This is a genomic window from Streptomyces sp. YIM S03343, from assembly GCF_054729195.1.
In genome coordinates, this window is sequence record NZ_JBPUKX010000002.1 from 972,966 (window position 1) to 998,795 (window position 25,830).

Here is a 25,830-nt window from a genome sequence, read left to right on the forward strand (position 1 = left end):
CCCCGCTCACCCGGGTCGACGGGTGCCGTCGATTTCCTCCGACTTGATCCGCCGGACAGGCCCTGACCGGGCGCCGGTGCCCGCCCGCCGTCCGGCACACGTCCGGCGGGCGTCCGGCAGGTGCTTCAGCCGACCGTCCGGCGGGTGCGCAGCCCGGAGCCGATGGCCCAGCCCAGGCCGCCCGCGGCGACCAGTACCAGGGCGATCTCCGGCAGGATGCCGAGCTGGGTGGCCGGTGTCCGGGAGGTGCGCAGAGGCACCTTCTGGACCAGGTGACCGGCGACGAACATGCCGGTCTTCTGGGTGATCCGCCCGTCCGGCATGATGATCGCGCTGACCCCGCTGGTCACCGGGACGGTGACGGTGCGGCTGTGCTCGACGGCGCGGATGCGGGACATGGCGAGCTGCTGGTAGGTCATCTCGCTGCGGTCGAAGGTCGCGTTGTTGCTCGGCACGGAGATCATCTCGGCGCCGTGGGTGACAGTGTCGCGCACCGCCCAGTCGAACGCGGCCTCGTAGCAGGTCGCGAGGCCGACCTTGGTGCCGCCGATGTCGAACACGCCCGGCTTGATGCCCCGGCTGAAGTCCTGGCGAGCCATCTCGGTCCAGTTCTTGTTGATGGCGCCGACCAGCGAGCGCAGCGGGAGGTACTCGCCGAACGGCTGTACCTGCCGCTTGTCGTAGGTCTGGACGGGTCCCTTCTGCGGGTCCCACAGGATCTGCTCGTTGTAGAGCTTGCCGTCCTTCTCGACGACCGCGCCGACCGATATGGGCGCGCCGATCGCCTTGGCCGCGCCGGAGATGACGGCGGCGGCGTCGGGGTAGGCGAAGGGGCTGATGTCGGAGGAGTTCTCCGGCCAGAGCACGAAGTCCGGCTTGGCGGTCTTGCCGGCCTTGACCTCGGCGGCCAGTTTCCTCGTCTCACGCGCGTGGTAGTCCAGCACGGCGCGCCGCTGGGCGTTGAACTCCAGCCCGGAGCGCGGCACGTTGCCCTGGATCAGGGCGACGGTCGCGGTGCCGTCCTCGGCGGCGTCGCTCACGAGAGGCCGTGCCGCCAGGGCGCCCGCCACCGGTACGGCCACGCTGAGCAGCGCCGCCGTCGCCGCGGCCTTCGGTACCGCACGGGCCCGCCTGCCCTCCACCGCGACGCGGACGGCCTCGTAGAGACCGAAGCCGCACAGAGCGACCGCGAAGCCGAGCACCGGGGTGCCGCCGACCGCGGCCAGCGGCAGGAACACGCCGTCGGCCTGACCGAAGGCGATCTTGCCCCAGGGGAAGCCGCGGAACGGCACGCGTGCGCGGACCGCCTCGCCCGCGATCCACACGGCCGCCGCCCACAGCGGCCACAGGGGCAGTTTCGACACCGCGGCGACGCCCATGCCGACCAGGGCGACGAAGACGGCCTCGACGGCGACCAGGGCCAGCCAGGGGAGCGCGCCGACCTCCACGCTGGTCCACACCAGCAGCGGCAGCAGGAAGCCGAGGCCGAAGAGATAGCCGAGGCCGAGGGCCGCCTTCAGGCTCCGGCCGCGCAGCACCCAGCCGAACACCGCGAAGGCGGGCAGGGCCAGCCACCACAGATCGCGCGGCGGGAAGCTGACGTAGAGAAGCACTCCGGCGGATGCCGCGGCGGCGGCCGGCTTCAGGGAGGCGGGCCGGAAACGGCGCCTCGCGGGCGCTGTCTGCGGCTCCAGCCGGTCCGGCTGGTCCACGGAGGTTGCGGTGACGGTCACCCCAGGGAGTCTACGGGTGCTTTCGCAGCGGTCCGCAGGACAGTCGGGGCGGTCCCCGAGGGGCCACGGGGCGGGCAGCGAAGTGTGATGTTCGTGCGCAAGCCGTCCACAAAACGGTGATCAGCCGTTACGGTGTGCTGAGCCTCTGCCGAACGGCTGTGACCGGCCGGGCGGCGGGGTCCGTCAACATCACGGGTCGGGGGCGGCCGGGGTTCGGGGAGCGACGGGGTGGGGACCACGCACATGACGGCCACGGCCGGTCCGGCAAGGGACGGCGACAGAGGCGACAGCGGCGGCGGTATCAGCGGCAGCGGCGATGCCGACTGCGGCGGCGACAGAACGGACGTCCGGGACGGGCGAAACGTTTCGGACGTGGTGGGCATCATGCTGCTCGGCGCCGGTGCCGTCTGGTCGCTGGTCACCGCGGCAGCGCACGGCGGCCGTCCGGAGGGTGTGCTGCTGGCGCTGCTGGCCGCCGGGGCGGGCTACGCCTCGGGACGCATCTTCGGGGCGCTGTCCCCGGTCGCGGCGCCCGCCACGGCGGCGGTCGCCGGGTTGGGGCTCGCGGCGGGGATGCCGCATCTCGCACCGGGACCGCAGTTCGCCACCCCGCTCGGGCACGCCGGGGCGACCGCGGCCCTGCTGACACTGGCCACCGGCGCCGCGTGCTGTGCCGCCTGGGCCACGCGGGCGCCCGCGCTGCGGCTCGCTCTGCGGCTGCTGGCCGCCGGGACGGTGCTGACCTCCGCCGCCCTGGGATCGGTCACGGGGGCGCTGCTGGGCTGCGGTGTGCTGCTGTGCTCCCTCGCGGCCGGCCGGGTCCGCCGCCGGGGCCTGGGCATCGCGGGCCTGCTGCTCACGGCGGGCACGGTGGCGGCGGCAGCCTGGGCGCTCGCCGCCACCGCCCTCCCCGACGGACTCACGGCGATCCTCGAGGGCCGGCTGTCCGAGCGCCGCATCCGGCTGTGGCACGACGCGCTGCATCTGGCGGGCGGGCACCCTGCGCTGGGTGTGGGCCCGGCGCGGTTCGGCGAGCTGAGCCCGACGGCCGGGCAGTCGCTGCTGCCCGACGGCAAACCGCACTCCGCACCCCTGCAGCTGGCGGCCGAGCAGGGCGTCGTCGGGGTGGTGCTGCTGGCGGCGGCGTTCTGCTGGCTGCTGCACGTCCTGTGGCGCAGCCCGCGCCCCACCCCGTTCGTGCTGACCGCGGGCGCCGCGCTGACGGCGGTGGGCGCGATCGCGGCGGTGGGCGACGCATTGAGCTTCACGACGGTGTCGGTGGGCGTAGGCGTGCTTGCAGGTCTGGCGACAGCGAGACCGATCACCGACGGAACCCACCCCACGACCGCACCGTGACCGGAACGGAGATCAGTGCACCGCACCGGGTGCGGCCGGTGGCCGCAGCCGGTCGCGGATCACCCGTACGGCCGTCTCCGCGTTGTCCACCGTGACGGTGAACGTATGCCCGTCCCAGAGCTGGAGCACGACGCCCTCGCCCCGCCGTACGACGACGGCCGTGCCCTTCTCGGGCCGCCAGCGGTAGCCCCAGCCGCCCCAGTGGCGGGGGGTGACGTGCGGGGCGAACTCGGCGCCTATCACGTCGTGGAGCGGGATACGACGGCGCGGCACACCGATGTGGCCGCAGCGCACCTCGAGGGACTCCCTGTCGACCTTCAGCGCGACATGCACGAAGGCGAGCGTGCCGAACGTGATCAGCAGCCCGGCGGCGATGCAGCCCACGACGGACATGACGAGCGCGGCGGTCCCGGACGCCCACGTGGAGTCGACGGCGAGCTCGATCCCGAGCGCGGTACAGGCCATCCCGGCCAGCGCGGACACCCACTGGAACCGGTTGGTGGCCCGCCAGACGTCGGGATGCTCGCTCATGCCTACGAGCCTACTCAGATTCCCCTCCGCGGGCACCGAGTAGCACACAGTGAACAAGCCGGACCCGCCCCCTGGGGCCCTTGTCGGCCCTCGGGCCTCGTCATCAAACGCCGGCCGGGCTGAAGATCAGCCCCTCCGGCGTTTGAGGAGCGGGGGTACGGGGGCGGAGCCCCGTGACGGGACGGGAAGGGGCCGCGGGGGCGAAAAAAGCTCCCGCCGAGAACTCACCGCACCGGACTGACCGCCGTCAGAGCCCGCCCCTCCGCGTACGCCAGGGCGGCAGCCGGAAGCTCCCCCTCCCGCCCACTCAGCAGCACCGTCACCCCACCGGCCCCCGCCCCGTCGGGCACCGCAGCCACCCCCAGCCGCCGCAACGCCTGCGCAGCCACCGCCCCCGCAGACCCATGCAGCACAACCGCCCCCCGCCCGGGACGCTGAAGCGCCGAACGAATCCGCTCGGCAACCAGCTCATAGTGCGTGCACCCGAGCACAACGGTCGTCACATCGTCCGGCGTCAGCAGCGCCGCCGCAGCAACAGCCGCATCGATCGCGGCGTCATCCGCATGCTCCACCGCCTCGGCAAGCTCCCAGCACGGCACCTCGCTCACCCGCACACCGTCGGCAAAGGCATCGATGAGCCCACGCTGATAGGGACTGCCCGTGGTGGCAGGGGTGGCCCAGATGGCCACAGGCCCGCCCCCCGCCGCGGCCGGCTTGATCGCGGGAACGGTCCCGATGACCGGCAGCCCGGGCTCGAGAAGAGACCGCAGGGTGGGCAGGGCATGCACCGTCGCCGTGTTGCACCCCACGATCAACGCGTCCGGCTGATACGCCGCGGCGGCCCGGGCGACGGCCACGGCGCGCCCGGTGAGGTCCTCGGGCGTACGCGGCCCCCAGGGCATCCCGTCGGGGTCGAGGGAGAGCACGAGATCCGCGTCGGGTCGCAGGTGCCGTACCGCGGCGGTCGCCGCCAGCAGGCCGATTCCGGAGTCCATGAGCGCGATCTTCACGCGGCCACGATAGACGATGGGCCCGCGCGGCCCGGCGGCGTGCGGCAGACTGCGGCGGGTGAGCGCCATGGAGTGGACCGCCGCCGTATCCCTCGCCGCATGGCTGTGGCTGCTGCTGTGCCAGGGCTTCTTCTGGCGCACGGACGTGCGGCTGCCGCCGCACCGGGACCCGGAGGACTGGCCGGATGTCTGCGTCGTCGTCCCCGCGCGCGACGAGGCCGCCGTACTGCCCGCGAGTCTGCCGTCGCTGCTGGCGCAGGACTATCCGGGGCGGGCGGAGGTCTTCCTGGTCGACGACGGCAGTTCGGACGGCACCGGGGACCTCGCGCGCGAGCTGGCGCGGCGCGCGGGCGGGCTGCCGCTGACCGTGGCCTGCCCCGGCGAGCCGCCCGCGGGCTGGACGGGCAAGCTCTGGGCGGTGCGGCACGGCATCGCGCTGGCACGCGCGCGTGAACCCGAATATCTGCTCCTGACGGACGCGGACATCGTCCACGCCCCGGACAGTCTGCGGCTGCTCGTCGCGGCGGCGCGCACCGGCGGGTACGACATGGTGTCCCAGATGGCGCGACTGCGGGTGGCGAGCGGCTGGGAACGGCTCGTGGTACCCGCGTTCGTGTACTTCTTCGCCCAGCTGTACCCGTTCCGCCGGGTCGGCAGGCGGCGGGCGCGGACGGCCGCCGCGGCGGGCGGCTGTGTGCTGCTGCGCACCGAGACCGCCGTGCGGGCGAAGATTCCGGACGCGATCCGGCAGGCCGTCATCGACGACGTGGCGCTGGCCCGGGCGGTGAAGGGCGGCGGGGGCCGCATCTGGCTGGGGCTGGCCGAGCGGGTGGAGAGCGTACGGCCGTATCCGCGGCTGGGCGACCTGTGGCGGATGGTGTCCCGCAGCGCCTACGCGCAGCTGCGGCACAACCCGCTGCTGCTCGCCGGTACGGTCGCCGGGCTGGCGCTGGTGTATCTCGTGCCGCCCGTGGCGGTGGTCGCCGGCGCGGTCGCGGGGAGCCCGGCGACCACGGTGCTCGGCGGTCTGGCGTGGGCCGTGATGACGGCGACGTACGTCCCGATGCTGCGCCACTACCGGCAGCCGATGTGGCTCGCCCCGCTGCTGCCGTTCACGGCGCTGCTGTATCTGCTGATGACGATCGACTCGGCGATGCAGCACTACCGGGGGCGCGGCGCGGCCTGGAAGGGCCGCACCTACGCGCGCCCGGACACCGTCGGCGACGAGGGCTGAACGACCGGAGGGCTGAACGACGGGAGGGCTGAACGGCGGGGCTACTTACGTCCCGGCGTCCAGTTCATGTTCCAGCCGTAGGCCCGGTCGACGGTGCGCTGCGGGCTCACCCCGCGGTCGGGCACCAGATAGCGGGCCTCGCGCTGGACGACGAGGTCGCTGCCGGTGTTGGTGATGAGGGCGAGCGCGCACACGGTGGACGGGACCGTGCACTCGTCGAGGGAGAAGTCGATCGGCGCGCCGTGCTGCGGCTGGAGGGTGACCGTGGCGTGCAGGTCGGCGAAGGAGCGGGCGCCCTCGTAGATGGTGACGAAGACCAGGATGCGCCGGAAGTCCTGCGTGTGGTCGAGGTTGACGGTGAGGTTCTCGCCGCTCGTCACGGCACCGGTGCGGTCGTCGCCGTCGAGGTGGATGTACGGCGGGTGCTGCAGCGAGCCGAAGGCGTTGCCGAGCGCCTGGACGACGCCCTTGCGGCCGTCGGCGAGTTCGAACAGGGCGCACAGGTCGAGGTCGAGATCTCGGTGCATGGCCGTCGCCCGGCCGCGCTTGCTGCCCCAGCCGGAGAACTGCTTGCGCACCTCCCAGTTGAGGTTGACGCGCAGGGAGCCGGATGTGCCGCCCTGTTTGGTGAGCGACACGGAGGGGGCCGCCTTGGTGAGGGTCACCTTGGACAGCCGGACGGGCTGCGGGGGCGCGGCGGGCGGCACCGGCGGGGCGGGCGGGGCGGGCGGCGGCTGCAAGGTGACCGGCGGCGGGACGGTCACCGGCAGCGGCACCGGCGGCGCGGCGGGCGCGGGAGGCGCGGCGGGCGCGGGCGCCGTCTGCTGCGGCTCGTCCACCGTGATGCCGAAGTCCGTTGCGAGGCCCGCCAGTCCGCTGCTGTAGCCCTGTCCGACGGCGCGGAACTTCCAGCTGCCCTGGCGGCGGTAGAACTCGCCGAGCACGAAGGCGGTCTCGACGCTCGCGCCCGTGCTGTCGAAGCGCGCGAGCACAGCGCCGCCCGCGTCGTCCCGCACCTCGATGTAGAGGTCCGGCACCTGGCCGAAGGATCCGCCGTCGGAGGAGGCGGCCAGGACGACGGTCTCGATCGCGCCCTCCACGCGCGCGAGATCGACCAAAAGCGTGTCGGTCACCTGTCCGCCGGCATTCCGTTTGCCGTCGTGGCGGACCGCTCCGGAGGGGTGCAGGGGCTGGTTGTAGAAGACGAAGTCGCCGTCGGAGCGCACTTTTCCGCCCGCGAGCAAGAGCGCGGACGCATCGGCGTCCGGGACGCCCGGGCCGGACCGCCAGCCCAATTCCACACGGAGTGCCGTCGTCGGCACGGGTGTGTTCGACCCTTTCGACATTGACATGTCCGCCCCCATCACAGGTCGCCGCACCGGTCGGTGCCGGGCGGTCCATTGACATTTCTGCTCACTCAACCTATTCCCGGTGGACAACGAACGCCCAGGGCCGTTCGGGGAAGGTTCCCGGAACGCCAGAAATGATCGATCGCCAACCCCCGGTAACCCAGCGGGAACTCGGCCTTTACCTGATCAGAACCGCGCTCGGCGCCCCTTTTCGGGAAGTTCGCTCGGATTAGGGATCCCACGTCACCGCCGACACGGAAAACAACCCTCTTATCGGTCTCCCCAACCAGCACATCGTGGGCTTACCTTATGTGTCATGACCTCCCCCCGCTCCACTTATGGTGGCGGCTACTACTCCGCCTCCTTCCCGGACACCCCGATCTACGACTCGCTCGTGGCCGAGCGCGGTACCCCGCAGATCGCCCCGATCCGGGTGCCCGCCGCGTACGAGTCGAGCAGCCATCTGCCCGCGCTCCCGTCGGCACTGCCCGCTCTCCCCGCGGGCCCCTCGCACCACCAGACGCCGTCCTACGGGTACCCGCAGATGCAGATGCCGCAGCCGTCCCCGCTGCAGCAGGCGCCCGCGGCGTACATCCCGCAGCAGGCGTCGGCACCGCGCGGCTACCCCGGGCCGCAGCAGCAGCAGCCGCTGCCGCCGCGCCCGATGGCGGCCGGCACGGGCTACGAGGCGATGCGCCCCGCGGCCCCGCGGCCCGCTCCGGCTCCTTACCAGGACCCGTACAACAGCCCCCAGCAGTACCGCGGATACTGATCCCGCCCGGCTGTCGGTGCCGACTGGCACGATGGCCTCATGGAGAAATCGCGGCTGCAGTCGATCCATGTCCATCCGGTGAAGGCGTTCCGGGGCCTGGCGCTCCGGGAAGCCGCTGTGGAGCCCTGGGGGCTGGCCGGGGACCGGCGCTGGATGGTCATCGACGACGGGGGAAGGGTCGTCACACAGCGGGAGAAGCCGCGTCTCGCACTGGCCGCCGCCGAGCTGCTGCCCGGCGGCGGCGTCCGGCTGTCCGCGCCGGGGCGTGAACCGCTGACCGTGCCGGTGCCGGACCCGGTGGGCACGGTGACGGCGGACATCTTCGGCACCAAAGTGGAGGTGGTGCCGGCCGCCGCCGAGGCGCATGCCTGGTGCGGCGGCTATCTGGGGGCGGACGTCCGTCTGGTCCATATGGACGACCCGGCCACCCGCCGCCCGATCGAGCCGGACCACGCGCTGCCGGGCGAGACGGTGAGCTTCGCCGACGGCTATCCGCTGCTGGTCACCACGCAGGCGTCCCTCGACGCCCTCAACTCCCTGATCGCCCGCGGCGACCACGCCGACGAGGGCCCGCTGCCCATGAACCGCTTCCGGCCCAGCGTCGTCGTCTCCGGGACCGACGCCTGGGCGGAGGACGACTGGACGCGCATCGCGATAGGCGAGGTCGCCTTCCGGGCGCCGAAGTCCTGCGGACGGTGCGTCGTGACCACCACCGACCAGGACACCGGCAGACGCGGCAAGGAGCCCTTGCGCACCCTGGCGCGCCACCGCCGCTTCGGCAACCGGCTCGTCTTCGGCCAGAACCTGGTGCCGGAGGGCCGCGGCACGATTCGGGTCGGGGACCCGGTCGACATCCTGGGCTGACGTCCGGTCGGGACGGTGCGGGAACCGGGGGCCGGGTGCCGGGCGTTGGATCCGTGGGCGGGCGGGCACACAGGGCTCCGTCGTCCGATCGTGGGGTTGCCACGGAACGGGGGAAGGGGGGTGGGGGACGGTGCGAGCCATCCTCGGACTCTGGCGCTGGCGGCGCAATCCGCTGCGCAGGACGACCGATCTCGTCGAGGCATGGCTGGCGTTCACCGCCCTGCTGCTGGTCCTGGTGGGCGCGCCCGTCGTCGGCGCGGTGGTCGGCGCCGTGGCGCAGGACTCCTTCCAGCCGTCCGTGCGCGACCAGCGCGAGGCCCGGCACCTGGTGACCGCGACCGTCCGGCGCACACTCGGCAAGGCGACGGTGGAGGCCGAACCCGACGTCGGCTTCGCCCAGGGCACGGCCCACCGGGTGCCGGCCGACTGGACCGCACCGGACGGCACCAGGCACCACGGCACGGTGACGACGGCCCTCAAGTCCCCGGCACCGGGCGACCGGTTCACCTTCTGGGCCGACCGGCACGGCCGCCCGGTGCCCCGCCCGCTCGACCCGGCGACGGCGACGGCACACGCCTCACTGGCCGGGTTCGGCACGGCGATGCTGTGGGCGGTGCTGGTGGAGGCATCCAGACGGGTGATCGTCTGGCGTATGGTCCGGCGCAGATACGCCCGTTGGGACCGGGCGTGGGACAAGGCCGGTCCCGACTGGGGCAGGACCGGCACCGGCTGCTGACGGCCTTCCCGCTCTGGTCAACCCACGGCCTGCGCGCACGCTACGGTTGACCGGCCGGGGCATCCGGTATCGGCCCACGGGCCGGCGCTGCGGCCGAAGAGGTCTGCGCCGGCCATCAGTACGACGAGGTGGGGGCACAGCAACGCCATGGCACAGGGCACGGTCCAGGTGACGCACACCGGCGCATCGCGGTGGCGGCGCCGCACAGGTGAGTACGCTTCGCTCGCCGCGGCCCTGGAGGCCGCCGCGGAGGGCGACGTCCTCACCGTCGCCCCGGGTACCTATCGGGAGAACCTCGTGGTCCAGCGGGCGGTGACGCTGCGCGGTCCCGAGGGTTCGCCGGGCTCCGTGCGCATCGCACCGGTGGACGGGGTGCCGCTGACCGTGCGGGCCTCGGCGGTGGTGCAGGACCTGCATGTGGAGGGCCAGGACACGGCGGCACCCGCGCTGCTCGTCGAGGAGGGCACCCCGGAGCTGCTCGGCGTCCGCGTCGTCACCCGCTCCGCGAGCGGTATCGAGGTGCGCGGCGGCGCGCGGCCGACGGTGCGGCGGTGCACCGTGGACAACCCGGCAGGCATCGGCATCGCCGTGCTGGACGGCGGGGGCGGGGTCTTCGAGGAGTGCGAGGTCGTCGCGGCCGGGCAGTCCGGCGTGGCGGTGCGGGGCGGGGCCCATCCGCGGCTGGAGCGGTGCAAGGTACGGCACGCCTCGGGCGCCGGGCTGACCGTGACGGGCGAGAACTCCGCGCTGGAAGCCGTCGGTTGCGAGGTGTACGAGGTCCGCAGCAGCGGGGTGCAGGTGACCTCGCGGGCCACCGCGCACCTCACCGACTGCGAGGTGCACCGCACCACCGGAGACGGTGTCACCCTCGACACGGACGCGGTGCTGACGCTCGCCGACTGCCGTATCCACGACATCCCGGAGAACGCGGTCGACCTGCGTTCCCGCTCGGTGCTGACGCTGACGCGCACGACGGTGCGTCAGTTCGGGCGCAACGGCCTGTCGGTGTGGGACCCGGGCACCCGGGTCGACGCCAACCAGTGCGAGATCTCCGACAGCACCGGCGACTACCCGGCGGTGTGGGTCAGCGACGGCGCCACCGCCGTCCTGGACTCCTGCCGGGTGCACGACGTGCCGGACGCACTGTTCGTGCTGGACCGCGGCTCGCGCGCGGACGTCGTGGACAGCGATCTGTCCCAGGTGCGCAACACGGCGGTCTCGGTGAGCGACGGCGCCACCGCGCAGCTCGACGACTGCCGCATCAAGGACGCGGCCACGGGCGCCTGGTTCCGTGACCACGGCAGCGGCGGCACCCTCAACAACTGTGTCCTGGACGGCAATCAGACCGGTGTGATCGTCACCAAGGGCGCCGACCCGACCATCGAGCGGTGCACCGTCGAGTCACCCGCGGAGGCGGGGTTCTATGTGTCGGCGGGCGGCCGGGGCAGCTTCCTGGGCTGCCGGGTGACCGGCAGCGGCGGCTACGGCTTCCATGTGATCGACGGCTGCCGCACGACGCTGAAGAAGTGCCGTACGGAGCGCTGTGCGCGCGGTGGCTTCGAGTTCGCGGAGGGCGGCCCCGACGACGGGTCCGGCTCGGGTCCGGTGGTGGAGGACTGCACCAGCGACGAGAGCGGCGGAGTGCGCCCGCCGGGGCCGCGGGAGACGGCCGTGCAGACGAGCACCCCCTCCCCCGGCCTGCTGGGCGCGATCCCCGGCCAGCGCAGCACCGAGGCGCAGCCGCCGGCCGTCGCCCCGGCTCCTGAGCCCTCACGGACCTCGAAGGCCGTGCTGGGCGAACTGGACGCGCTGGTGGGCCTGGACAGCGTCAAGCGCGAGGTGCGCGCCCTCACCGACATGATCGAGGTGGGCCGCCGCCGTCAGCAGGCGGGTCTGAAGGCGGCCTCGGTCAAGCGGCACCTGGTGTTCACGGGCTCCCCCGGCACCGGCAAGACGACCGTGGCACGGCTGTACGGCGAGATCCTCGCCTCGCTCGGGGTGCTGGAGAAGGGCCATCTCGTCGAGGTGTCCCGGGTCGACCTGGTCGGCGAGCACATCGGCTCCACGGCGATCCGCACCCAGGAGGCGTTCGACCGGGCGCGCGGCGGAGTGCTGTTCATCGACGAGGCGTACGCGCTCTCCCCGGAGGACGCCGGGCGGGACTTCGGCAAGGAGGCCATCGACACCCTGGTGAAGCTGATGGAGGACCACCGTGACGCGGTCGTGGTGATCGTCGCGGGCTACACCGCCGAGATGGAGCGGTTCCTGTCCATCAACCCGGGTGTGGCGTCCCGTTTCTCCCGCACCATCACCTTCAGCGACTACCGGCCCGAGGAACTGCTGCGGATCGTGGAGCAGCAGGCCGACGAGCACGAGTACCGGCTGGCGCCGGGGGCGTCCGAGGCGCTGCTGACCTACTTCACGGCGATCCCCAAGGGTGCCGCGTTCGGCAACGGGCGTACGGCGCGGCAGACCTTCGAGGCGATGGTGGAGCGGCATGCGGGCCGGGTCGCCCAGTTCGCGGAGCCGAGCACCGACGATCTGACACTGCTCTACTCGGAGGACCTGCCCGAGCTGTCCTGAGCCCGTCCGCCCCCGGGCGGCGGCTCCTCGGGCGCCGTCCTGCCGAGGCGCGGGCCGGGCAGGCCCGTGCTCAACCGGGCCAGCAGCAGTGCGCGTTCCTCGGCGAACACCGGGTCCGCCTGGTAGTCGGAGTGCCCGAGGACCGGCTCGGGCAGCGGGTGCAGTGCGGTGCGGCCGTAGTCGAGGGGGTCCTTGAGCGGCGGGTGGTCCACCTCCGGGCCGCAGTCGCCGGGCAGCCGGACCGGGCCGCCGATCGGGTCGGTGAGCCGGTAGAGATTGCGCCAGCAGGCGACGTCGTGGTGCAGGGCGGCGAGCGCGGCCGGTCCGAACTGGGCGGGGAACCAGCGGCCGTAGAGCCGTTCGAGCGGCGAGCCGTACGTCAGCAGGGCGACCCGCTTGCGGACGGCCGGGGTGAGCTGCCAGGCCGCCGCGGCGGCGAGGACGCTGCCCTGGGAGTGCCCGGACAGCACCAGTCGGCCGCCCGTGGCACGGGTCCAGGTGGCCATCCGCCAGGTCAGGTCGGGTACGGCGCGCTCGGCGTAGCAGGGCGGCGCGAAGGGGTGGGCAGCGCGCGGCCAGAAGGTGCCGACGTCCCACAGGATGCCGATGGTGCGCCGTGCGGAGGCGTCCTTGTAGGCGCGTCTGCCCCAGGTGACGAACAGCAGGAAGCCGAGACTTATCAGCCAGGAGCCGACGCCCTGCGCGGCCTGGGCGGCGCCGTGGACGGCGGCGTAGGTCCGCCGTGCGGCCTCGGCGGGCGTCTCGTCGGTGGTCCGTGCGCCGAGGAGCGACCCGGCGCCGAGCAGCAGCAGGGTGACGGAGGTGACGCCGACGAGCGCGGGCGCGCGGTCGGTGAGCGTGGCCATTGCGCGCGTGGTGGCGATGTGGCGGGTGCGGGCCGGGTCACGGGGTTCACCCTGATGATCGGCGTCCACGACGGCGCGTTCGGCGCGTGCGAGCCGCCAGGTGCACCGTGCCAGGCGGGCGCCGCACACGAGCAGGACGAGCAGCAGCACCGGGATGACGGACGCCTGCCAGGTCAGCAGCACCGGTGGTCCGGCGAGATGGCCGCCGGTGCCGTCCAGCCAGTCGGACACGCGCTGCGCCACACCGCCGGTGAACAGACCGCCCAGCGCGCACGCCAGCAGGGCGACGGCCGGTCCGCCGAGGCCGCGCATGGCGGCCCGCGGGTCGGGAGAGGTGCGGTGCAGCCGGTGGGCGGCCACGGCGAGCGCGACGACGAGCAGAACCTGGGCCAGGGTGAGTCCGGCGAAGGCCGGATCACCGGGCAGGCGTCCCGCGGAGTGCCACCCGGGGCGTGACCAGCCCGCGTGGAGCAGCACGAGGAGCAGCAGGGCGAGCGCGCCGAGCGGCAGGCGCCGTACGAGATGGACGTCGATCTCGCGGTCGAGGCGGTTCTCGGTGCGGCCCCGGCGGCACACCACCCACAGCACGGCGGCGGCCCACCCGGCGAGCGCCGCCTCCAGCAGGGCGCCGAGTGCGGCGAGGGAGGCGTCGCCGTGCGGTCCGCGGTCGAAGCGGGCGGTGGGCACCGCGACCGTGGCGGCGACGGTGAGGAGTCCGGCGGCGGTGTGGGCGGCGCGCAGCCGGGCCACCAGCCGGCGCCCGTACCAGAAGCCGGGCCGTCCGAGCGCGGTGCGGTCGGTCTCCTCGTCGGGTTCGGGGGTGCGGGCGAGCGGCTGCTCGGACTCGTAGGCGCTCCAGGTGCGGTGGGAGAGGTACCAGAGCAGGGCAGTGAGTCCGGCGGGCGCCAGGGCGGCCGTGGCGAGCCTGCGGCCGGGGGTGCTCCACCAGCCGCCCGCCGAGAGGTCCGGGGACAGGAAGCCGAGCCAGGAGTGGCGTTCGGCGCAGGTGCGGGTGCCCGCGCACTGCCAGGCCACGAGGTCGAGGGCGACCTCGCAGGCCGCGGCGATCAGCAGCACCGTCAGGGTCAGTCCGGCGAGCCGGACCAGCAGGCCGTACAGCCGGACCGTGCGGGCCCGGCCCCGGGCGGCCGGGCGCATCCAGTGGGCGAGGTTGACGACCATGAACGGCAGCAGCAGGAGCCACAGGGCGCGTGCTCCGTTGCCGGAGGTGAGATTGCACCAGACGTACGCCTCCGGCACCGGTCCGTCACGGTGTCCGGCGGGTGCGGATTCCGCGTTCACGTCGTCGGCGCGCCGGAAGACGGCCGCGGTGTCGTCGCCGGTGATCCGGACGGTGCGCGGGTCGTCGAGCATCTTCTCCGGTGTGGTGCCGCCCACGCCGTGCACCAGGAGTTCCAGGGTGGCGCCGGCCCGTTCGGTCCGCGTGTCCCGCTCCGCCGTGCCGTCCGCCGCGTGTCTCGCGGCCCGTTCCTGTGTCGTGTCCACTGCTCTCGCACTTCCCCCATGACATGCCGTCGGCTTTGCCCGTGCGGGCTTCAGGTTCTCCGCTCCGACGGTGCCGTACACATTGGGTCATGAAATCTCCCCGAAATGTGTGAAGATTGGATACGGAGAGTGACGGCTAGCTGGCAGGGGGGTGCGCAGGGGCCCCCGCGACGTGCAAGGATGGGACGTCCGCGTATCGACCCGGGTGAACGCGCTCGCGGGAGACGGTGCGCAGGCGCGTCGGGCGGGTCGAGGCGAAAGGACCGGAGCGTACGTGAGCGAGAATCAGAACCTCCTCGCGGAGCAGCGGCGCTCCCTGATCCTGGACGAGGTCCGGCGCCGCGGTGGCGTCCGGGTCAATGAACTGACCCGCAAGCTCGGCGTCTCGGACATGACGGTGCGCCGCGATCTGGACGCGCTGGCCCGCCAGGGGGTCGTGGAGAAGGTGCACGGCGGCGCGGTGCCGGTGGTGGAGGCGAGCACGCACGAGCCCGGGTTCGAGGCGAAGTCCGGGCTGGAGCTGACCGCCAAGGAGGACATCGCGCGCGCGGCGGCCGAGTTTGTCAAGCCGGGCTCGGCGATCGCTCTGTCGGGTGGTACGACGACGTTCGCGCTGGCGCACCAGTTGCTGGACGTCGCGGATCTGACGGTGGTCACCAACTCGGTGCGGGTCGCGGACGTCTTCCACTCGGCGCAGCGCTCCTCGGGCCCGCGGCAGGGTGCACCGACCGTCGTGCTGACCGGCGGGGTGCGTACCCCGTCCGACTCGCTGGTGGGTCCGGTCGCCGACCAGGCGATCGCGGCGCTCCACTTCGACCTGCTGTTCCTCGGTGTGCACGGGATATCGATCGAGGCGGGGCTGTCCACGCCGAATCTGGCGGAGGCGGAGACCAACCGGCGGCTGGTGCAGTCGGCGCGCCGGGTGGTGGTGGTCGCCGACCACACCAAGTGGGGTGTGGTGGGGCTGAGTTCGTTCGCGGCGCTCGAACAGGTCGACACCCTGGTGACGGACGCGGGGCTGCCGGGCGAGGCACGCTCGGAGATCGCGGAGCATCTGCGGCGGCTGGTGGTGGCGGGAGAACCCAACGTCGAACCCGAGGTCGAACCCGAGGCCGAGGACGAGGACGTCTGAGGGGCGGGCGTCCCGGGTTGAGAGGGCGCCCGAGGGGGCAGACATTTGACGGGGCGTCACCTAACGTGATCGTCGCCCGTACGACGTCGCTCGTTCGCCGTGCGGCACCGTCGGCTCCGCGGTCCGGGTGTCCGGCGTCCGGTTCGGGTGTCCGGCATCGGGTTCGGGCTTTCGGGTTCCGGCTTCCGTCAGGGGGTTGTGCGCATGGTCCACCGTCTGCGCCAGGTGGGCATCGACTTCGTCGAGACCGCACCCGTACGGCTGGTCTTCGCCCGGGAGATCACGGCGGCCCCGGAGGCGGTCTTCCGGGCGCTCGCCGAGGATGTGCCGGGCTGGGCCGAGTGGTTCTCGGCGGTGACCTCCGCCCGGCCGGTGGACGACGGCGCCGGCCGTGAGATCCGGCTCAGGGGCGGCACCCGGTTCGACGAGACGATCCTGGCGGCGAAGCCGTCGGAGGTGTACGCCTACCGGATCGACTCGACCAACGCGCCGGGCGCCCGCGCGATGGCCGAGGAGTGGCGCCTCGTGCCGGCCGGTACCGGTACGCGGGTGCGGTGGACGTTCGCCGCCGACGGGACCGCCGTCTTCCGGTCGGTGCTGGCCCTGGCGCGTCCCGGTCTCGGGCGCGCCTTCCGGGGCGCCGTGACCTCCCTGGACCGCAGGCTCGTCGGCGTATGAGCCAGGGCGTGTCTGACAATTCGCGTCGGATCAGCGCGCGGCGTCTGGTGCGGTGCATCGCAAGGCGGAGGATCGCCCGCGTACTGGACGTACTCGGGTGATCCGACAACGCGGCGAGGTGCCGTGCCAGGCGTCGCGCGCCGGCGGGAATTGTCAGACACGCCCTGGGGCCGCTCCGGGTGATCGCCGGACCGGCCCTACCCGGACCACACCCCCGTCGCGAGCAGCGTGTCGATCACCCCGGTGTAGGGGGCGATGTCCAGACCCTGCTCCGCCAGCCAGGCGTCGGAGTAGTACTTGTCGAGGTAGCGGTCGCCGGGGTCGCACAGCAGCGTGACCACACTGCCCTCCTGTCCCTCGGCCACCATCTCGGCGACGATCTTCAGGGCGCTCCACAGTCCGGTGCCGGTCGAACCGCCCGCCTTGCGGCCGATGGCGCTCTCCAGGGCCCGTACGGCGGCGACGCTCGCGGCGTCGGGGACCTTCATCATGCGGTCGATGGCACCCGGGATGAAGCTCGGCTCCATCCGGGGCCTGCCGATGCCCTCGATACGGGAGCCGCAGTCGCAGGTGACGTCCGGGTCGCCGCTGGTCCAGCCGTCGAAGAAACAGGAGTTCTCGGGGTCGGCCACACAGATCCGGGTGTCGTACTGCATGTAGTGCACATAGCGCCCGAGGGTCGCCGAGGTGCCGCCGGTGCCTGCCGTGGCCACGATCCAGGCGGGTTCGGGGAACCGCTCCAGGCGCAGCTGGCGGAAGACGGACTCGGCGATGTTGTTGTTGCCGCGCCAGTCCGTGGCCCGTTCCGCGTAGGTGAACTGGTCCAGGTAGTGGCCGCCGGTCTCCGCCGCGAGGCGTGCCGACTCCTCGTACATGCGGCGCGGGTCGTCGACGAAGTGGCAGCGGCCGCCGTGGTATTCGATGAGGCGGCACTTCTCGGCACTGGTCGTGCGCGGCATCACCGCGACGAAGGGCACACCGATCAGCTTGGCGAAGTACGCCTCGGAGACGGCCGTCGAGCCGCTGGACGCCTCGATCACCGGGCGGTCCGGCCGGATCCAGCCGTTGCACAGGGAGTAGAGGAACAGCGAGCGGGCGAGACGGTGTTTGAGGCTGCCGGTCGGATGGGTGGACTCGTCCTTGAGGTACAGGTCGATGCCCCACTCCTCGGGCAGCGGGAAGCGCAGCAGATGGGTGTCGGCCGAGCGGTTGGCGTCGGCCTGCACCTTGCGGACGGCATCCTTCAGCCAGTCACGATGGACGGGGTCGCTGTGGTCGACGTCGACGGTGGTGTCGGGGGTCCGGGTCTGTGGGGTGGTGCTCACGGCTGGGCTCCTTACGCTTCACGGGCGACGGCTCGTGACGCGGCCGACGTCCCGATGATAGGCACCTTCGCCTACGCTTCCCACCTGCATAAACACCGCTTTGACGGGCCCCAAGGCAGCCCTTGGGGCCAGCCGTTGCCCGAGCCGGGGGGCGCAGTCGCAGCGAATGCTCCGGTCGCTCGGGGAGAGCCTGCCGTGCGTACTGGTGCTCGACGCCGGTCGCGGGCAGACTGCACCGGGCGGGACCAACGTCCCTAACGGGGGCGCACACTGGGTCTTGAGACACTGGACCACGGAGTCTCAGGACGCCGGGCCGCGGCCCGTGCGACAGAGCGGGACAGGCCTGGCAGACCGACACGCACCAAGGGGGCGGAGCACCATGGCGGACCCGGAGTTCACGGCGACGGGCGTGCGGATCGGAAAGCGGCTGCGGTCGCTCACCCGGGCCGGACAGATCCGTATCAACGACGGCAGGCTGGAGTTGCTCAACAGCTACGGCAGCGAGATCGACTCCGCGCCGGTGCAGGCGGTGCGCGCGTCACGGCCCTGGTTCGCGCCGGAGGACCGGGCGCTGGCCGATGTCAACGGCACGCGGTATCAGCTGACTCTGGGCGACCACGACCCGGCGCCGGGCGAAGCGGGGCCGCCCACGGCACGCCGGTTCATCGAGGCCGTGCGCAGGGCCGCCGCGGGCCGACGGGGCTGAGCGGGGGCGCGGCAGCGCCCGGGCCGTGACGAGTTGCGGGACCTGCGACGTGCGGGACCCTGCGAGTTGCGGGACCTGGCGGGCTGGTCCACGCTTGTCTCACGTCACTCTGGGTTTACCGGCGATTACGCTGCGAACCAGCCCGCCGGTCACGACAGCAGGCGGCGGAACTCCGTCGGCGGCCTGCTGGATCGATCCGAACTCCGTGTTCTTCCGGACCTCACGTCGGGGAGTCGCAGCCGTGATCAGTCACCCAAGCAGGCACTGCACGGTGGAGCTCCAAGCCCTGCCGTCGCGGATCGGCCAGGTCCGCAGAATCGTATCGGCGCAGTTGCGCTACTGGCATCTGGACCCGTTGATAGACCGGGCCGCACTCGGTGTCACCGAGTTGCTGTCCAACGTCCACCGGCACGCCAGCCCGGACAAGACGTGCACCGTCGAGATCGAGCTGCGGCCCGACCGGCTCACCGTGTCGGTGCGCGACCGCGATCCGCGGCTCCCGGTGGTCGCGGAGGTCGGGCATGACGCCACCACGGGCCGCGGGCTCGCCATGGTCGCGGCGATGAGCGAGAGCTGGGGCGCGCAGCCCGACGGTGACCAGGGCAAGGTCGTCTGGTTCACCCTCCCGACGGCCGCTCAGCCCCGCCCGGTCGCGGCACGTCCGCCGCGGCGAGCGGCGGAACGGGAGCTGCCGGTACGGCACCTGGCCGAGGCCGGGAACGCGGTCGAGCCGTCGGCCGAAAACCGCAGGCCCGCCCATGCTCCCGCCGGGTCGGCCGTTCCCGGCTGACCGGTCGGTGAGCGGGCGGGCGGTGCGGGCGGGCAACCTGCCGGTGCGGGTGCGGCGCCTGCGCGCGGCGGGGCAACTCCCGTGCTCAGAGCGTGCCGGCGCGGCCCGCGCGTCCGAACTCCTCGTCGAGCACGGACAGCCGGCGCCAGTACTCGTCCTCGTCGATCTCGCCGGAGGCGAAGCGGCGGCCGAGGACGGCGAGCGGCGAGTCGCCCGTCACCCGCGGGGTGTGCGCATCACGCCAGGCGGCGGCGCGCCAGGGTCCGCCCCGGCCGAAGCCGGCCGTACGGCGCAGGACGGTCACGATGCCGATCACGACGGCCGCCCAGATCAGGGGAAGGAACAGGATCCACGGGCCGGGACCGCCGTTCCAGGACGCCAGGGTCTCCATCTCGGTTCAACTCCTCGGTGAATGTCGCGAATGCCTTCGGAGCACCTCCGGAGTGCCGCCTCTTCGGCGCCTCTTCGGCGTCTTTTCGGCGGTTCTTCGGCGGCTCTTCCGGTGCTGTCCAGAGCGTCGCGCCGGGAGGGGGTCCTGGTCGTCGTACGGCCAGCGGCTTTGTGTCTACCTCCTGGGGAGTACAGGGGATGGGCGGGGCGCCGGTCAGGCGAGGGCGGTCAGCGGGTCGTCCAGGACCGGCTGCCAGGCCAGTTCGGCCGCGCCGACGAGGCTGTTGTGGTCCAGGGCGCAGGCGAGGATGGGGACCCCGCCGCTCTGGCCCCACAGGCTGCGGGCGGCGACGACCGCGCGCAGCCGGTCGGGGTCGGCGTCGAAGAGGGTGCGGTGCAGCCCGCCGAGGATGATGCGGTCGGGGTTGAGGATGTTGACGAGCCCTGCCAGGCCCAGGCCGAGGCGGTCGATGAGGGTCTCGGCGGCACTGCGGACGACCGGGTCGTCGTAGTGGTGGCGCACCAGGTCGTGGGCCTGCTGCAGCAGCGACAGCTCCGGCCCGGGCTGCCGCCCCGCCGCGGTGAGCAGGGCCAGCGGGTCGGCCTCCACGTCCAGGCAGCCCCGGCTGCCGCAGTGGCAGGGTCGCCCCTCGGGATTGACGGTGAGGTGGCCGACCTCCAGGGCCAGGCCCGCACTGCCCGTGTGCAGCCGCCCGTCCAGCACCAGCGCCCCGCCCACACCGCGATGTCCGGTGGCCACGCACAGCAGATCGCGCGCACCGCGCCCCGCGCCGTGCCGGTGCTCGGCGAGTGCGGCGAGGTTGACGTCGTTGCCTGTGAAGGCGGGTCCCGGGATCCCGGCGTCATGCACCCGCTCGGCGAAGATCCGCCGTACCGGCGCGCCCGCGGGCCAGGCCAGATGCAGCGGGTTCAGGGCGAGGCCGTCAGGCTCGGCGACCGCCGACGGCACAGCGAGCCCGGCGCCCACACAGCGCCGTCCGGTGTGGTGCAGCAGGTCGGCGCCGGTCTCGACGACGGAGCCGAGCACCTTCGCCGGGTCGGCGTCGACGGTCTCGCAGCCGGGCGCGGTGGCGACGATCCGGCCGCCGAGGCCGACCAGCGCGGCGCGGAACCCGTCGGCGTGAATCTGCGCGGCGAGCACCACAGGGCCGTCCTCGGCGACCGCCAGGCGGTGCGAGGGGCGGCCCTGGGCTCCGGCCGCCGCGCCGGGCCTGGCGTCCACCCTGATCAGCCCGAGCGCCTCGAGTTCGGCGGCGACCACGCCCGCCGTGGCCCGGGTGACCCCGAGTTCCGCGGTGAGCACGGCCCGGGTGGGCGCGCGCCCGGTGTGCACGAGCTCCAGCGCGGGGCCGAGCGCACCTCGGCCCCGGTCCAGCCGTGTTCTGGGGGTGCTTCTCTCCCCCGCCGACCGGGGGTCCGCCATGCCGCTCATGACGCCGAGTCTCCCATGATCCATACCACGGTGACGGCCGTGACGCCCAGCACCGCATCCGGGGTATGCCCGGCCATCCGGTCGTCATGTGCCCGGAGTCCGCTCGCGCGCGGGGTGATGACGCACCCGCCCGGCCCCGGCGGGGCGGCGAGGTGCGGACATGCACCGCGACGGCGACGAGAAGTCCGGCGCGCCTGTGGTGTCCCTGAGCCTGGCGGTCGAGAGGCGCTGCCGGGATACCGGGTATCGCGGGCGCCCGCCGAGCGGTCCGGCACGCGGAGACGGCTCCCGGGGCGGTCTCGGTACGGGGCCAGGGGCACAGCTCCGAGTCCATGGTCCCCCGTGCTGTCGCACCAGGCTCGGCCCGGCCGCGACCGGTGGGCGGGGGAAGAAGCGCGACTCGGCTAGCCTGAACGGCGATGAACGACCGTATGACGACCCCGTGGGGCGAGCTGGACCTGACCCGCTTCCCCGAGGACCCGCACGAGAGGCTGCGCGCCTGGGACGCCTCCGACGAGTATCTGCTGGCGCATCTCGCGGAGCGGGAGGTCCCGCTGTCCGGCGAGGTGGTGGTGCTCGGGGACCGCTGGGGCGCGCTGGTCACGGCGCTCGCGGCGCACCGGCCGACGCAGATCACCGACTCCTGCCTCGCGCAGCAGGCGACGCGCGCGAACCTGGCGCGGGCCGGTGCCGAGACCGGCACGGTGACTCTTCTGACCACGCAGGACCCGCCGCCCGCCAGGGTGGACGTCCTGCTGGTACGGGTGCCGAAGAGCCTCGCGCTGCTGGAGGACCAGTTGCAGCGGCTGGCGCCCGCGGTGCACGAGGGCACGGTCGTCGTGGGCACCGGCATGGTGAAGGAGATCCACACCTCGACGCTGCGGCTGTTCGAGCGGCTCCTCGGCCCGACCCGCACCTCCCTCGCGGTGCGGAAGGCACGCCTGATCCACTGCACCCCGGATCCGTCACCGGCGCGGGACGCGAACCCCTGGCCGTACACCTACACGCTGCCGGACGGGATCGGTACCGTCTCCGGGCGGCCGGTGGTCAATCACGCGGGCGTGTTCTGCGCCGACCGGCTCGACATCGGCACCCGGTTTCTCCTCGGGCATCTGCCGGCGGCGCGGGCCGGGCAGCGGGTGGTGGACCTGGGGTGCGGCAACGGGGTGGTCGGTACGGCAATGTCGCTGGCCGAGCCGGGGGCGGAGGTGCTGTTCGTGGACGAGTCGTTCCAGGCGGTGGCCTCTGCGGAGGCGACGTACAAGGCCAACGGGGTGCCGGGGCACGCCGAGTTCCGGGTCGGCGACGGGCTGTCGGGGGTGCCGGACGGCAGCGCCGATCTCGTGCTGAACAACCCGCCGTTCCACTCGCACCAGGCGACCACCGACGCGACCGCCTGGCGGATGTTCACCGGTGCGCGGCGGGTGCTGCGGCCGGGCGGCGAGCTGTGGGTGATCGGCAACCGGCATCTGGGCTATCACGTGAAGTTGAAGCGGCTGTTCGGCAACTGCCGTACGGTGGCCGCCGATCCGAAGTTCGTGCTGCTCAAGTCCGTGAAACGGGACGGGGCGTAGGACCGCCGGTGCCTTCGGCGCGCGGTCCGCGCAGCACGCCGATGATCCGGGCCACCTCCCGGGCCATCGCCTCGCGGCCCGCGGCGAGATACGCGCGTGCGTTCACCGCCTCGGGGCGGGCGGCGAGTTGCTCCCTTACGGCACCGGTCATGGCGATGCTCAGGGCGGTCCCGACGTTGACCTTGGCGATACCGCCGGCGATGGCCGCGGTGAGTTCGTGGTCGGGCACGCCGGAGGAGCCGTGCAGGACGAGCGGGACGTCCACCGCGGCGGTGAGGCGGGCGAGGCGGTCGTGGTCGAGGACGGCGGTGCGGGTGGTCATGGCGTGGGCGCTGCCGACGGCCACGGCAAGGGCGTCCACCCCGGAGGCCGTGACGAAGGCGTGCGCCTCGGCGGGGTCGGTACGGGCGCCAGGGGCGTGCGCGTCCAGCTCGGGACGGCCGTCCTTGCCGCCGATCTCACCCAACTCGGCCTCGATCCACAGCCCTTGGGCATGTGCCCAGTCGGCGGCGGTGCGGGTCGCGGCCAGGTTCCGCGCATAGGGCAGGCGGGAGGCGTCGTACATGACCGAGCTGAAACCGGCATCGGGCGCCTGCCGCACGAGGTTGTCATCGCTCACGTGGTCGAGATGCAACGCCACAGGGACGGAGGCGTGTTCGGCCGCGGCCACGGCCGCGCGGGCCAGCGGCAGGACACGGCCGAGACGGAACCTGACGGTGTTCTCGCTGACTTGGAGGACCACGGGGCTGCCGCACGACTCGGCACCCTCGACGACGGCCTCGATGTGTTCCAGGGTGACGATGTTGAACGCGGCGACCGCCGAGCGCACGGCGTCGGCGCGGGCGACCAGATCACCGGTCGGTACGAGGGGCACGGGCGCTCCTTCCGGAGGGCGGTGGCCTTGCGGGAGCGGTGGCGCGGGGGGGCGCCGCAGAAGCGGTGTCGGTTATCGGTTCAGGGCGTGAGGATCACCGAGCGGGTGAGGTGGCGGGGCCGGTCGGGGTCGAGGCCGCGGGCGGCGGCGACGGCCACCGCGAGGCGCTGCGCACGGACCAGTTCGGCCAGCGGGTCGAGTGCGGACGCGACCCACAACCCGCCGGTGGCGCGCACCTGTTCGGCGAGTCCGTCGGGGGCCTCGCCCAGCATCCAGGTGGCGGTTCCGGTGGTGGTGACGGCGATCGGACCGTGGCGGTACTCCATCGCCGGGTACGCCTCGGCCCAGGCGAGTGCCGCCTCGCGCAGCTTCAGCCCGGCCTCGTTCGCGAGGCCGGCGGACCAGCCGTGGCCGAGGAAGGTGAACTGGCCGCTGGAGACGAGTTCTTCGGGCAGCGGCATGGCGAGCGCGGTGCGGGCGTCGGCGACGACGGCCTCGGTGTGCAGGCCGAGATGGGCGCGCAGCAGGGTGAGCGCAGTGGTGGCGAACCGGGTCTGTACGACGGAGCGTTCGTCCGCGTAGTCCAGCACGACGACGTCGTCGGCGGCCTTGGTCACAGGGGTCGACGGGTCCGCGGTGATCGCCGTCGTAGGGGTCCGTCCGCGCAACTGCCGGAGAAGGTCGACCACTTCGGTGGTGGTGCCCGAACGGGTGAGGGCGACGACACGGTCGTAGCCGCGGCCGTAAGGGAATTCGGAGGCGGGGAAGGCGTCGGTCTCGCCCTGTCCCGCGCTCTCCCGCAGCGCTGCGGCGGACTGCGCCATGAAGTACGAGGTGCCGCAGCCGGTGATCGCGACCCGCTCCCCCCGCGCGGGCAGCACCCCGGCGTGTCCCGGTGCCTCCTCGGCCGCGCGGCTCCAGCACTCGGGCTGGCCGCGCAGTTCGTCCTCGACGTGGGTCATGCCCCACCCCTCCGAAGGATGACGTTTCTTGCAAGATAGAGCCGTCTTTCGAGCATAATCAAGCACCATCACAGGACTCGACCGCGAAAGGGACGGAGGCCGGGATGTCACGGGACGCCCGCTGGAAGACGCTGCTGGAACTGCTCGTGGCCCGCGGCCGGCTGGACGTGGAGGAGGCGGCAGCCGAACTGGAGGTTTCGGCGGCGACGATCCGCCGCGACTTCGACCAGCTCACCGCGCAGCAGATGCTGGTGCGCACCCGGGGCGGCGCGGTGGTGCACGGGGTCTCCTACGAGCTGCCGCTGCGCTACAAGACGGCCCGCCGCGCCCCCGAGAAGCAGCGCATCGCCCAGGCGGTCGCCTCGCTGGTCACGCCCGGGGAGACGGTAGGCCTGACCGGCGGCACGACCACCACCGAGGTGGCCCGCGCTCTGGCCGTGCGGGGCGATCTGGCCTCCGGGTCACCGGCGCTCACGATCGTCACCAACGCGCTCAACATCGCAGGCGAGCTGGCCGTGCGGCCGCAGTTCAAGATCGTGGTGACGGGAGGAGTGGCGCGCCCGCAGTCGTACGAGCTGATCGGCCCGCTCGCGGACGGGGTGCTCGGCCAGATCACGCTCGATGTGGCGGTGCTCGGTGTGGTGGCCTTCGACGCCGAACACGGCGCGGCGGCGCAGGACGAGGCGGAGGCCGCGGTGAACCGGATGCTGTGCGAGCGGGCTCAGCGCGTGGTGGTCGCCGCAGACTCCAGCAAGCTCGGACGGCGGGCGTTCGCCAGGATCTGCGCGCCCGGCGCGGTCGACGTCCTGGTGACAGACACGGCCGCGACACCGGACGCGGTACGGGAGTTCGAGGAGGCGGGGCTGCGGGTGCTCACGGTGTGAGGGAGGCAGCGCCGCCGACGGTCACTGCTCAGGGCGTACGACGCGTCAGCCGCTGCCGAGGTCGACCTTCACGAAGCCCGCTCCACGCTGGTCGTTGCAGCCGACGGGGGCGGTGCCGGAAGGCCGGGGGACCATGTCCTGGTGGGCCTGGAGCGCGACGCTCACCAGGGTCAGCACCAAGTCGACGTCCGAGCCGGCATCCAGCCGTATGGTCACCCACTGCGAACCCGGCACGATCCGCACTGCGTCGGAGGCGCGCAGGTCGCGCGCCAGGCGCCGGATCGCGCGCTCCGTGAGGTTGAGATCGACGTCGCGGTCCGAGTGGAAGTGGGCGATCTCGCCCTGTGCCGAACCGAGTGCCTGGCCCAGACCGCAGCTCGGCTCGATCTGTCTGAGGTCGGGCCAGGTCGACAGTCGCGCATAGGCGTGCAGGGCCAACGTCATGCCACCATCATGGACCGCTCACCGCCCGGCAACCAGAACGTGAGCGAGCATTAACCACTTCGTAGCCACCGATCCGTC

At 73.0% G+C, this 25,830-nt stretch carries 23 protein-coding genes; 12 read left to right on the top strand and 11 right to left on the bottom strand.

What is annotated here, in order from left to right; genetic code table 11:
* Nucleotides 1-125: 125 nt before the first annotated feature.
* A complete protein-coding gene (gene lnt / locus ACSYGN_RS40135; RefSeq protein WP_460405603.1) occupies nt 126-1,733 on the bottom strand; it encodes an apolipoprotein N-acyltransferase in 1,608 nt (535 codons plus the stop codon).
* A gap of 384 nt (nt 1,734-2,117) precedes the next feature.
* Here lnt and ACSYGN_RS40140 point away from each other — a divergent pair, with 384 nt between their 5' ends.
* Nucleotides 2,118-3,089, top strand: a complete 972-nt coding sequence (locus tag ACSYGN_RS40140; RefSeq protein WP_460405818.1) for an O-antigen ligase family protein — start codon at nt 2,118-2,120, stop codon at nt 3,087-3,089.
* Nucleotides 3,090-3,101: 12 nt separating this feature from the next.
* Here the strand turns inward: ACSYGN_RS40140 and ACSYGN_RS40145 are convergent, their stop codons facing one another.
* Nucleotides 3,102-3,620 (bottom strand): hypothetical protein, encoded by a 519-nt coding sequence (locus ACSYGN_RS40145; RefSeq protein ID WP_460405605.1) that lies wholly within the window; start codon nt 3,618-3,620, stop codon nt 3,102-3,104.
* Nucleotides 3,621-3,844: 224 nt separating this feature from the next.
* Complete coding sequence (locus tag ACSYGN_RS40150; protein ID WP_460405607.1) at nt 3,845-4,630, bottom strand: glutamate racemase; 786 nt, start codon at nt 4,628-4,630, stop codon at nt 3,845-3,847.
* Between the two features lie 67 nt (nt 4,631-4,697).
* Here ACSYGN_RS40150 and ACSYGN_RS40155 point away from each other — a divergent pair, with 67 nt between their 5' ends.
* Nucleotides 4,698-5,864, top strand: coding sequence for a glycosyltransferase (locus tag ACSYGN_RS40155; protein WP_460405820.1), 1,167 nt, complete (start codon nt 4,698-4,700; stop codon nt 5,862-5,864).
* A 41-nt stretch (nt 5,865-5,905) separates the two neighbouring features.
* On the opposite strand, the gene ACSYGN_RS40160 is transcribed toward ACSYGN_RS40155, so the two are convergent.
* Nucleotides 5,906-7,216, bottom strand: coding sequence for a TerD family protein (locus ACSYGN_RS40160; RefSeq protein WP_460405609.1), 1,311 nt, complete (start codon nt 7,214-7,216; stop codon nt 5,906-5,908).
* A gap of 313 nt (nt 7,217-7,529) precedes the next feature.
* On the opposite strand from ACSYGN_RS40160, the gene ACSYGN_RS40165 reads away from it, so the two are divergent.
* From ACSYGN_RS40165 to ACSYGN_RS40180, 4 genes are all read left to right on the top strand, one after another.
* Nucleotides 7,530-7,985: a DUF6643 family protein gene (locus ACSYGN_RS40165; protein ID WP_460405611.1), complete on the top strand. Its 456-nt coding sequence runs from the start codon at nt 7,530-7,532 to the stop codon at nt 7,983-7,985.
* 39 nt (nt 7,986-8,024) lie between these two features.
* Complete coding sequence (locus ACSYGN_RS40170; RefSeq protein ID WP_460405613.1) at nt 8,025-8,849, top strand: MOSC domain-containing protein; 825 nt, start codon at nt 8,025-8,027, stop codon at nt 8,847-8,849.
* A gap of 130 nt (nt 8,850-8,979) precedes the next feature.
* The gene (locus tag ACSYGN_RS40175) at nt 8,980-9,585 is read left to right on the top strand and encodes an Rv1733c family protein (protein WP_460405615.1); all 606 of its coding nucleotides are present in this window, start codon (nt 8,980-8,982) and stop codon (nt 9,583-9,585) included.
* Between the two features lie 147 nt (nt 9,586-9,732).
* The gene (locus ACSYGN_RS40180) at nt 9,733-12,168 is read left to right on the top strand and encodes a right-handed parallel beta-helix repeat-containing protein (RefSeq protein ID WP_460405617.1); all 2,436 of its coding nucleotides are present in this window, start codon (nt 9,733-9,735) and stop codon (nt 12,166-12,168) included.
* Here ACSYGN_RS40180 and ACSYGN_RS40185 read toward each other — a convergent pair.
* Entirely contained in the window at nt 12,138-14,540 is a 2,403-nt protein-coding gene (locus ACSYGN_RS40185) for a hypothetical protein (RefSeq protein WP_460405619.1), read from the bottom strand. The genes ACSYGN_RS40180 and ACSYGN_RS40185 overlap by 31 nt on opposite strands.
* A gap of 274 nt (nt 14,541-14,814) precedes the next feature.
* On the opposite strand from ACSYGN_RS40185, the gene ACSYGN_RS40190 reads away from it, so the two are divergent.
* Together ACSYGN_RS40190 and ACSYGN_RS40195 are read left to right on the top strand one after the other, a co-directional pair.
* Entirely contained in the window at nt 14,815-15,672 is an 858-nt protein-coding gene (locus tag ACSYGN_RS40190; protein ID WP_460405621.1) for a DeoR/GlpR family DNA-binding transcription regulator, read from the top strand.
* A gap of 204 nt (nt 15,673-15,876) precedes the next feature.
* Nucleotides 15,877-16,350, top strand: coding sequence for an SRPBCC family protein (locus tag ACSYGN_RS40195; protein ID WP_460405623.1), 474 nt, complete (start codon nt 15,877-15,879; stop codon nt 16,348-16,350).
* Between the two features lie 197 nt (nt 16,351-16,547).
* Here the strand turns inward: ACSYGN_RS40195 and cds1 are convergent, their stop codons facing one another.
* Nucleotides 16,548-17,675 (bottom strand): L-cysteine desulfhydrase Cds1, encoded by a 1,128-nt coding sequence (gene cds1 / locus ACSYGN_RS40200; protein ID WP_460405625.1) that lies wholly within the window; start codon nt 17,673-17,675, stop codon nt 16,548-16,550.
* A gap of 379 nt (nt 17,676-18,054) precedes the next feature.
* Here cds1 and ACSYGN_RS40205 point away from each other — a divergent pair, with 379 nt between their 5' ends.
* On the top strand, nt 18,055-18,381 hold the full coding sequence (locus ACSYGN_RS40205; protein WP_460405627.1) for a hypothetical protein: 327 nt from the start codon (nt 18,055-18,057) through the stop codon (nt 18,379-18,381).
* Between the two features lie 241 nt (nt 18,382-18,622).
* Entirely contained in the window at nt 18,623-19,171 is a 549-nt protein-coding gene (locus ACSYGN_RS40210) for an ATP-binding protein (protein WP_460405629.1), read from the top strand.
* Nucleotides 19,172-19,256: 85 nt separating this feature from the next.
* Here the strand turns inward: ACSYGN_RS40210 and ACSYGN_RS40215 are convergent, their stop codons facing one another.
* A complete protein-coding gene (locus ACSYGN_RS40215; protein WP_460405631.1) occupies nt 19,257-19,562 on the bottom strand; it encodes an SHOCT domain-containing protein in 306 nt (101 codons plus the stop codon).
* A 213-nt stretch (nt 19,563-19,775) separates the two neighbouring features.
* On the bottom strand, nt 19,776-21,014 hold the full coding sequence (locus tag ACSYGN_RS40220; protein WP_460405633.1) for an ROK family protein: 1,239 nt from the start codon (nt 21,012-21,014) through the stop codon (nt 19,776-19,778).
* A 419-nt stretch (nt 21,015-21,433) separates the two neighbouring features.
* Between ACSYGN_RS40220 and ACSYGN_RS40225 the strand changes: the two genes are divergently transcribed.
* Nucleotides 21,434-22,588: a methyltransferase gene (locus ACSYGN_RS40225; protein ID WP_460405635.1), complete on the top strand. Its 1,155-nt coding sequence runs from the start codon at nt 21,434-21,436 to the stop codon at nt 22,586-22,588.
* Here ACSYGN_RS40225 and ACSYGN_RS40230 read toward each other — a convergent pair.
* Entirely contained in the window at nt 22,560-23,462 is a 903-nt protein-coding gene (locus ACSYGN_RS40230) for a class II fructose-bisphosphate aldolase (RefSeq protein WP_460405637.1), read from the bottom strand. The two genes, ACSYGN_RS40225 and ACSYGN_RS40230, sit on opposite strands and share 29 nt — an antisense overlap.
* Before the next feature lie 80 nt (nt 23,463-23,542).
* The gene (locus ACSYGN_RS40235; RefSeq protein ID WP_460405639.1) at nt 23,543-24,424 is read right to left on the bottom strand and encodes an SIS domain-containing protein; all 882 of its coding nucleotides are present in this window, start codon (nt 24,422-24,424) and stop codon (nt 23,543-23,545) included.
* A gap of 104 nt (nt 24,425-24,528) precedes the next feature.
* Here ACSYGN_RS40235 and ACSYGN_RS40240 point away from each other — a divergent pair, with 104 nt between their 5' ends.
* On the top strand, nt 24,529-25,308 hold the full coding sequence (locus tag ACSYGN_RS40240; protein WP_460405641.1) for a DeoR/GlpR family DNA-binding transcription regulator: 780 nt from the start codon (nt 24,529-24,531) through the stop codon (nt 25,306-25,308).
* Nucleotides 25,309-25,353: 45 nt separating this feature from the next.
* Here the strand turns inward: ACSYGN_RS40240 and ACSYGN_RS40245 are convergent, their stop codons facing one another.
* A complete protein-coding gene (locus ACSYGN_RS40245) occupies nt 25,354-25,752 on the bottom strand; it encodes a luciferase domain-containing protein (RefSeq protein WP_460405643.1) in 399 nt (132 codons plus the stop codon).
* Nucleotides 25,753-25,830: the final 78 nt, after the last annotated feature.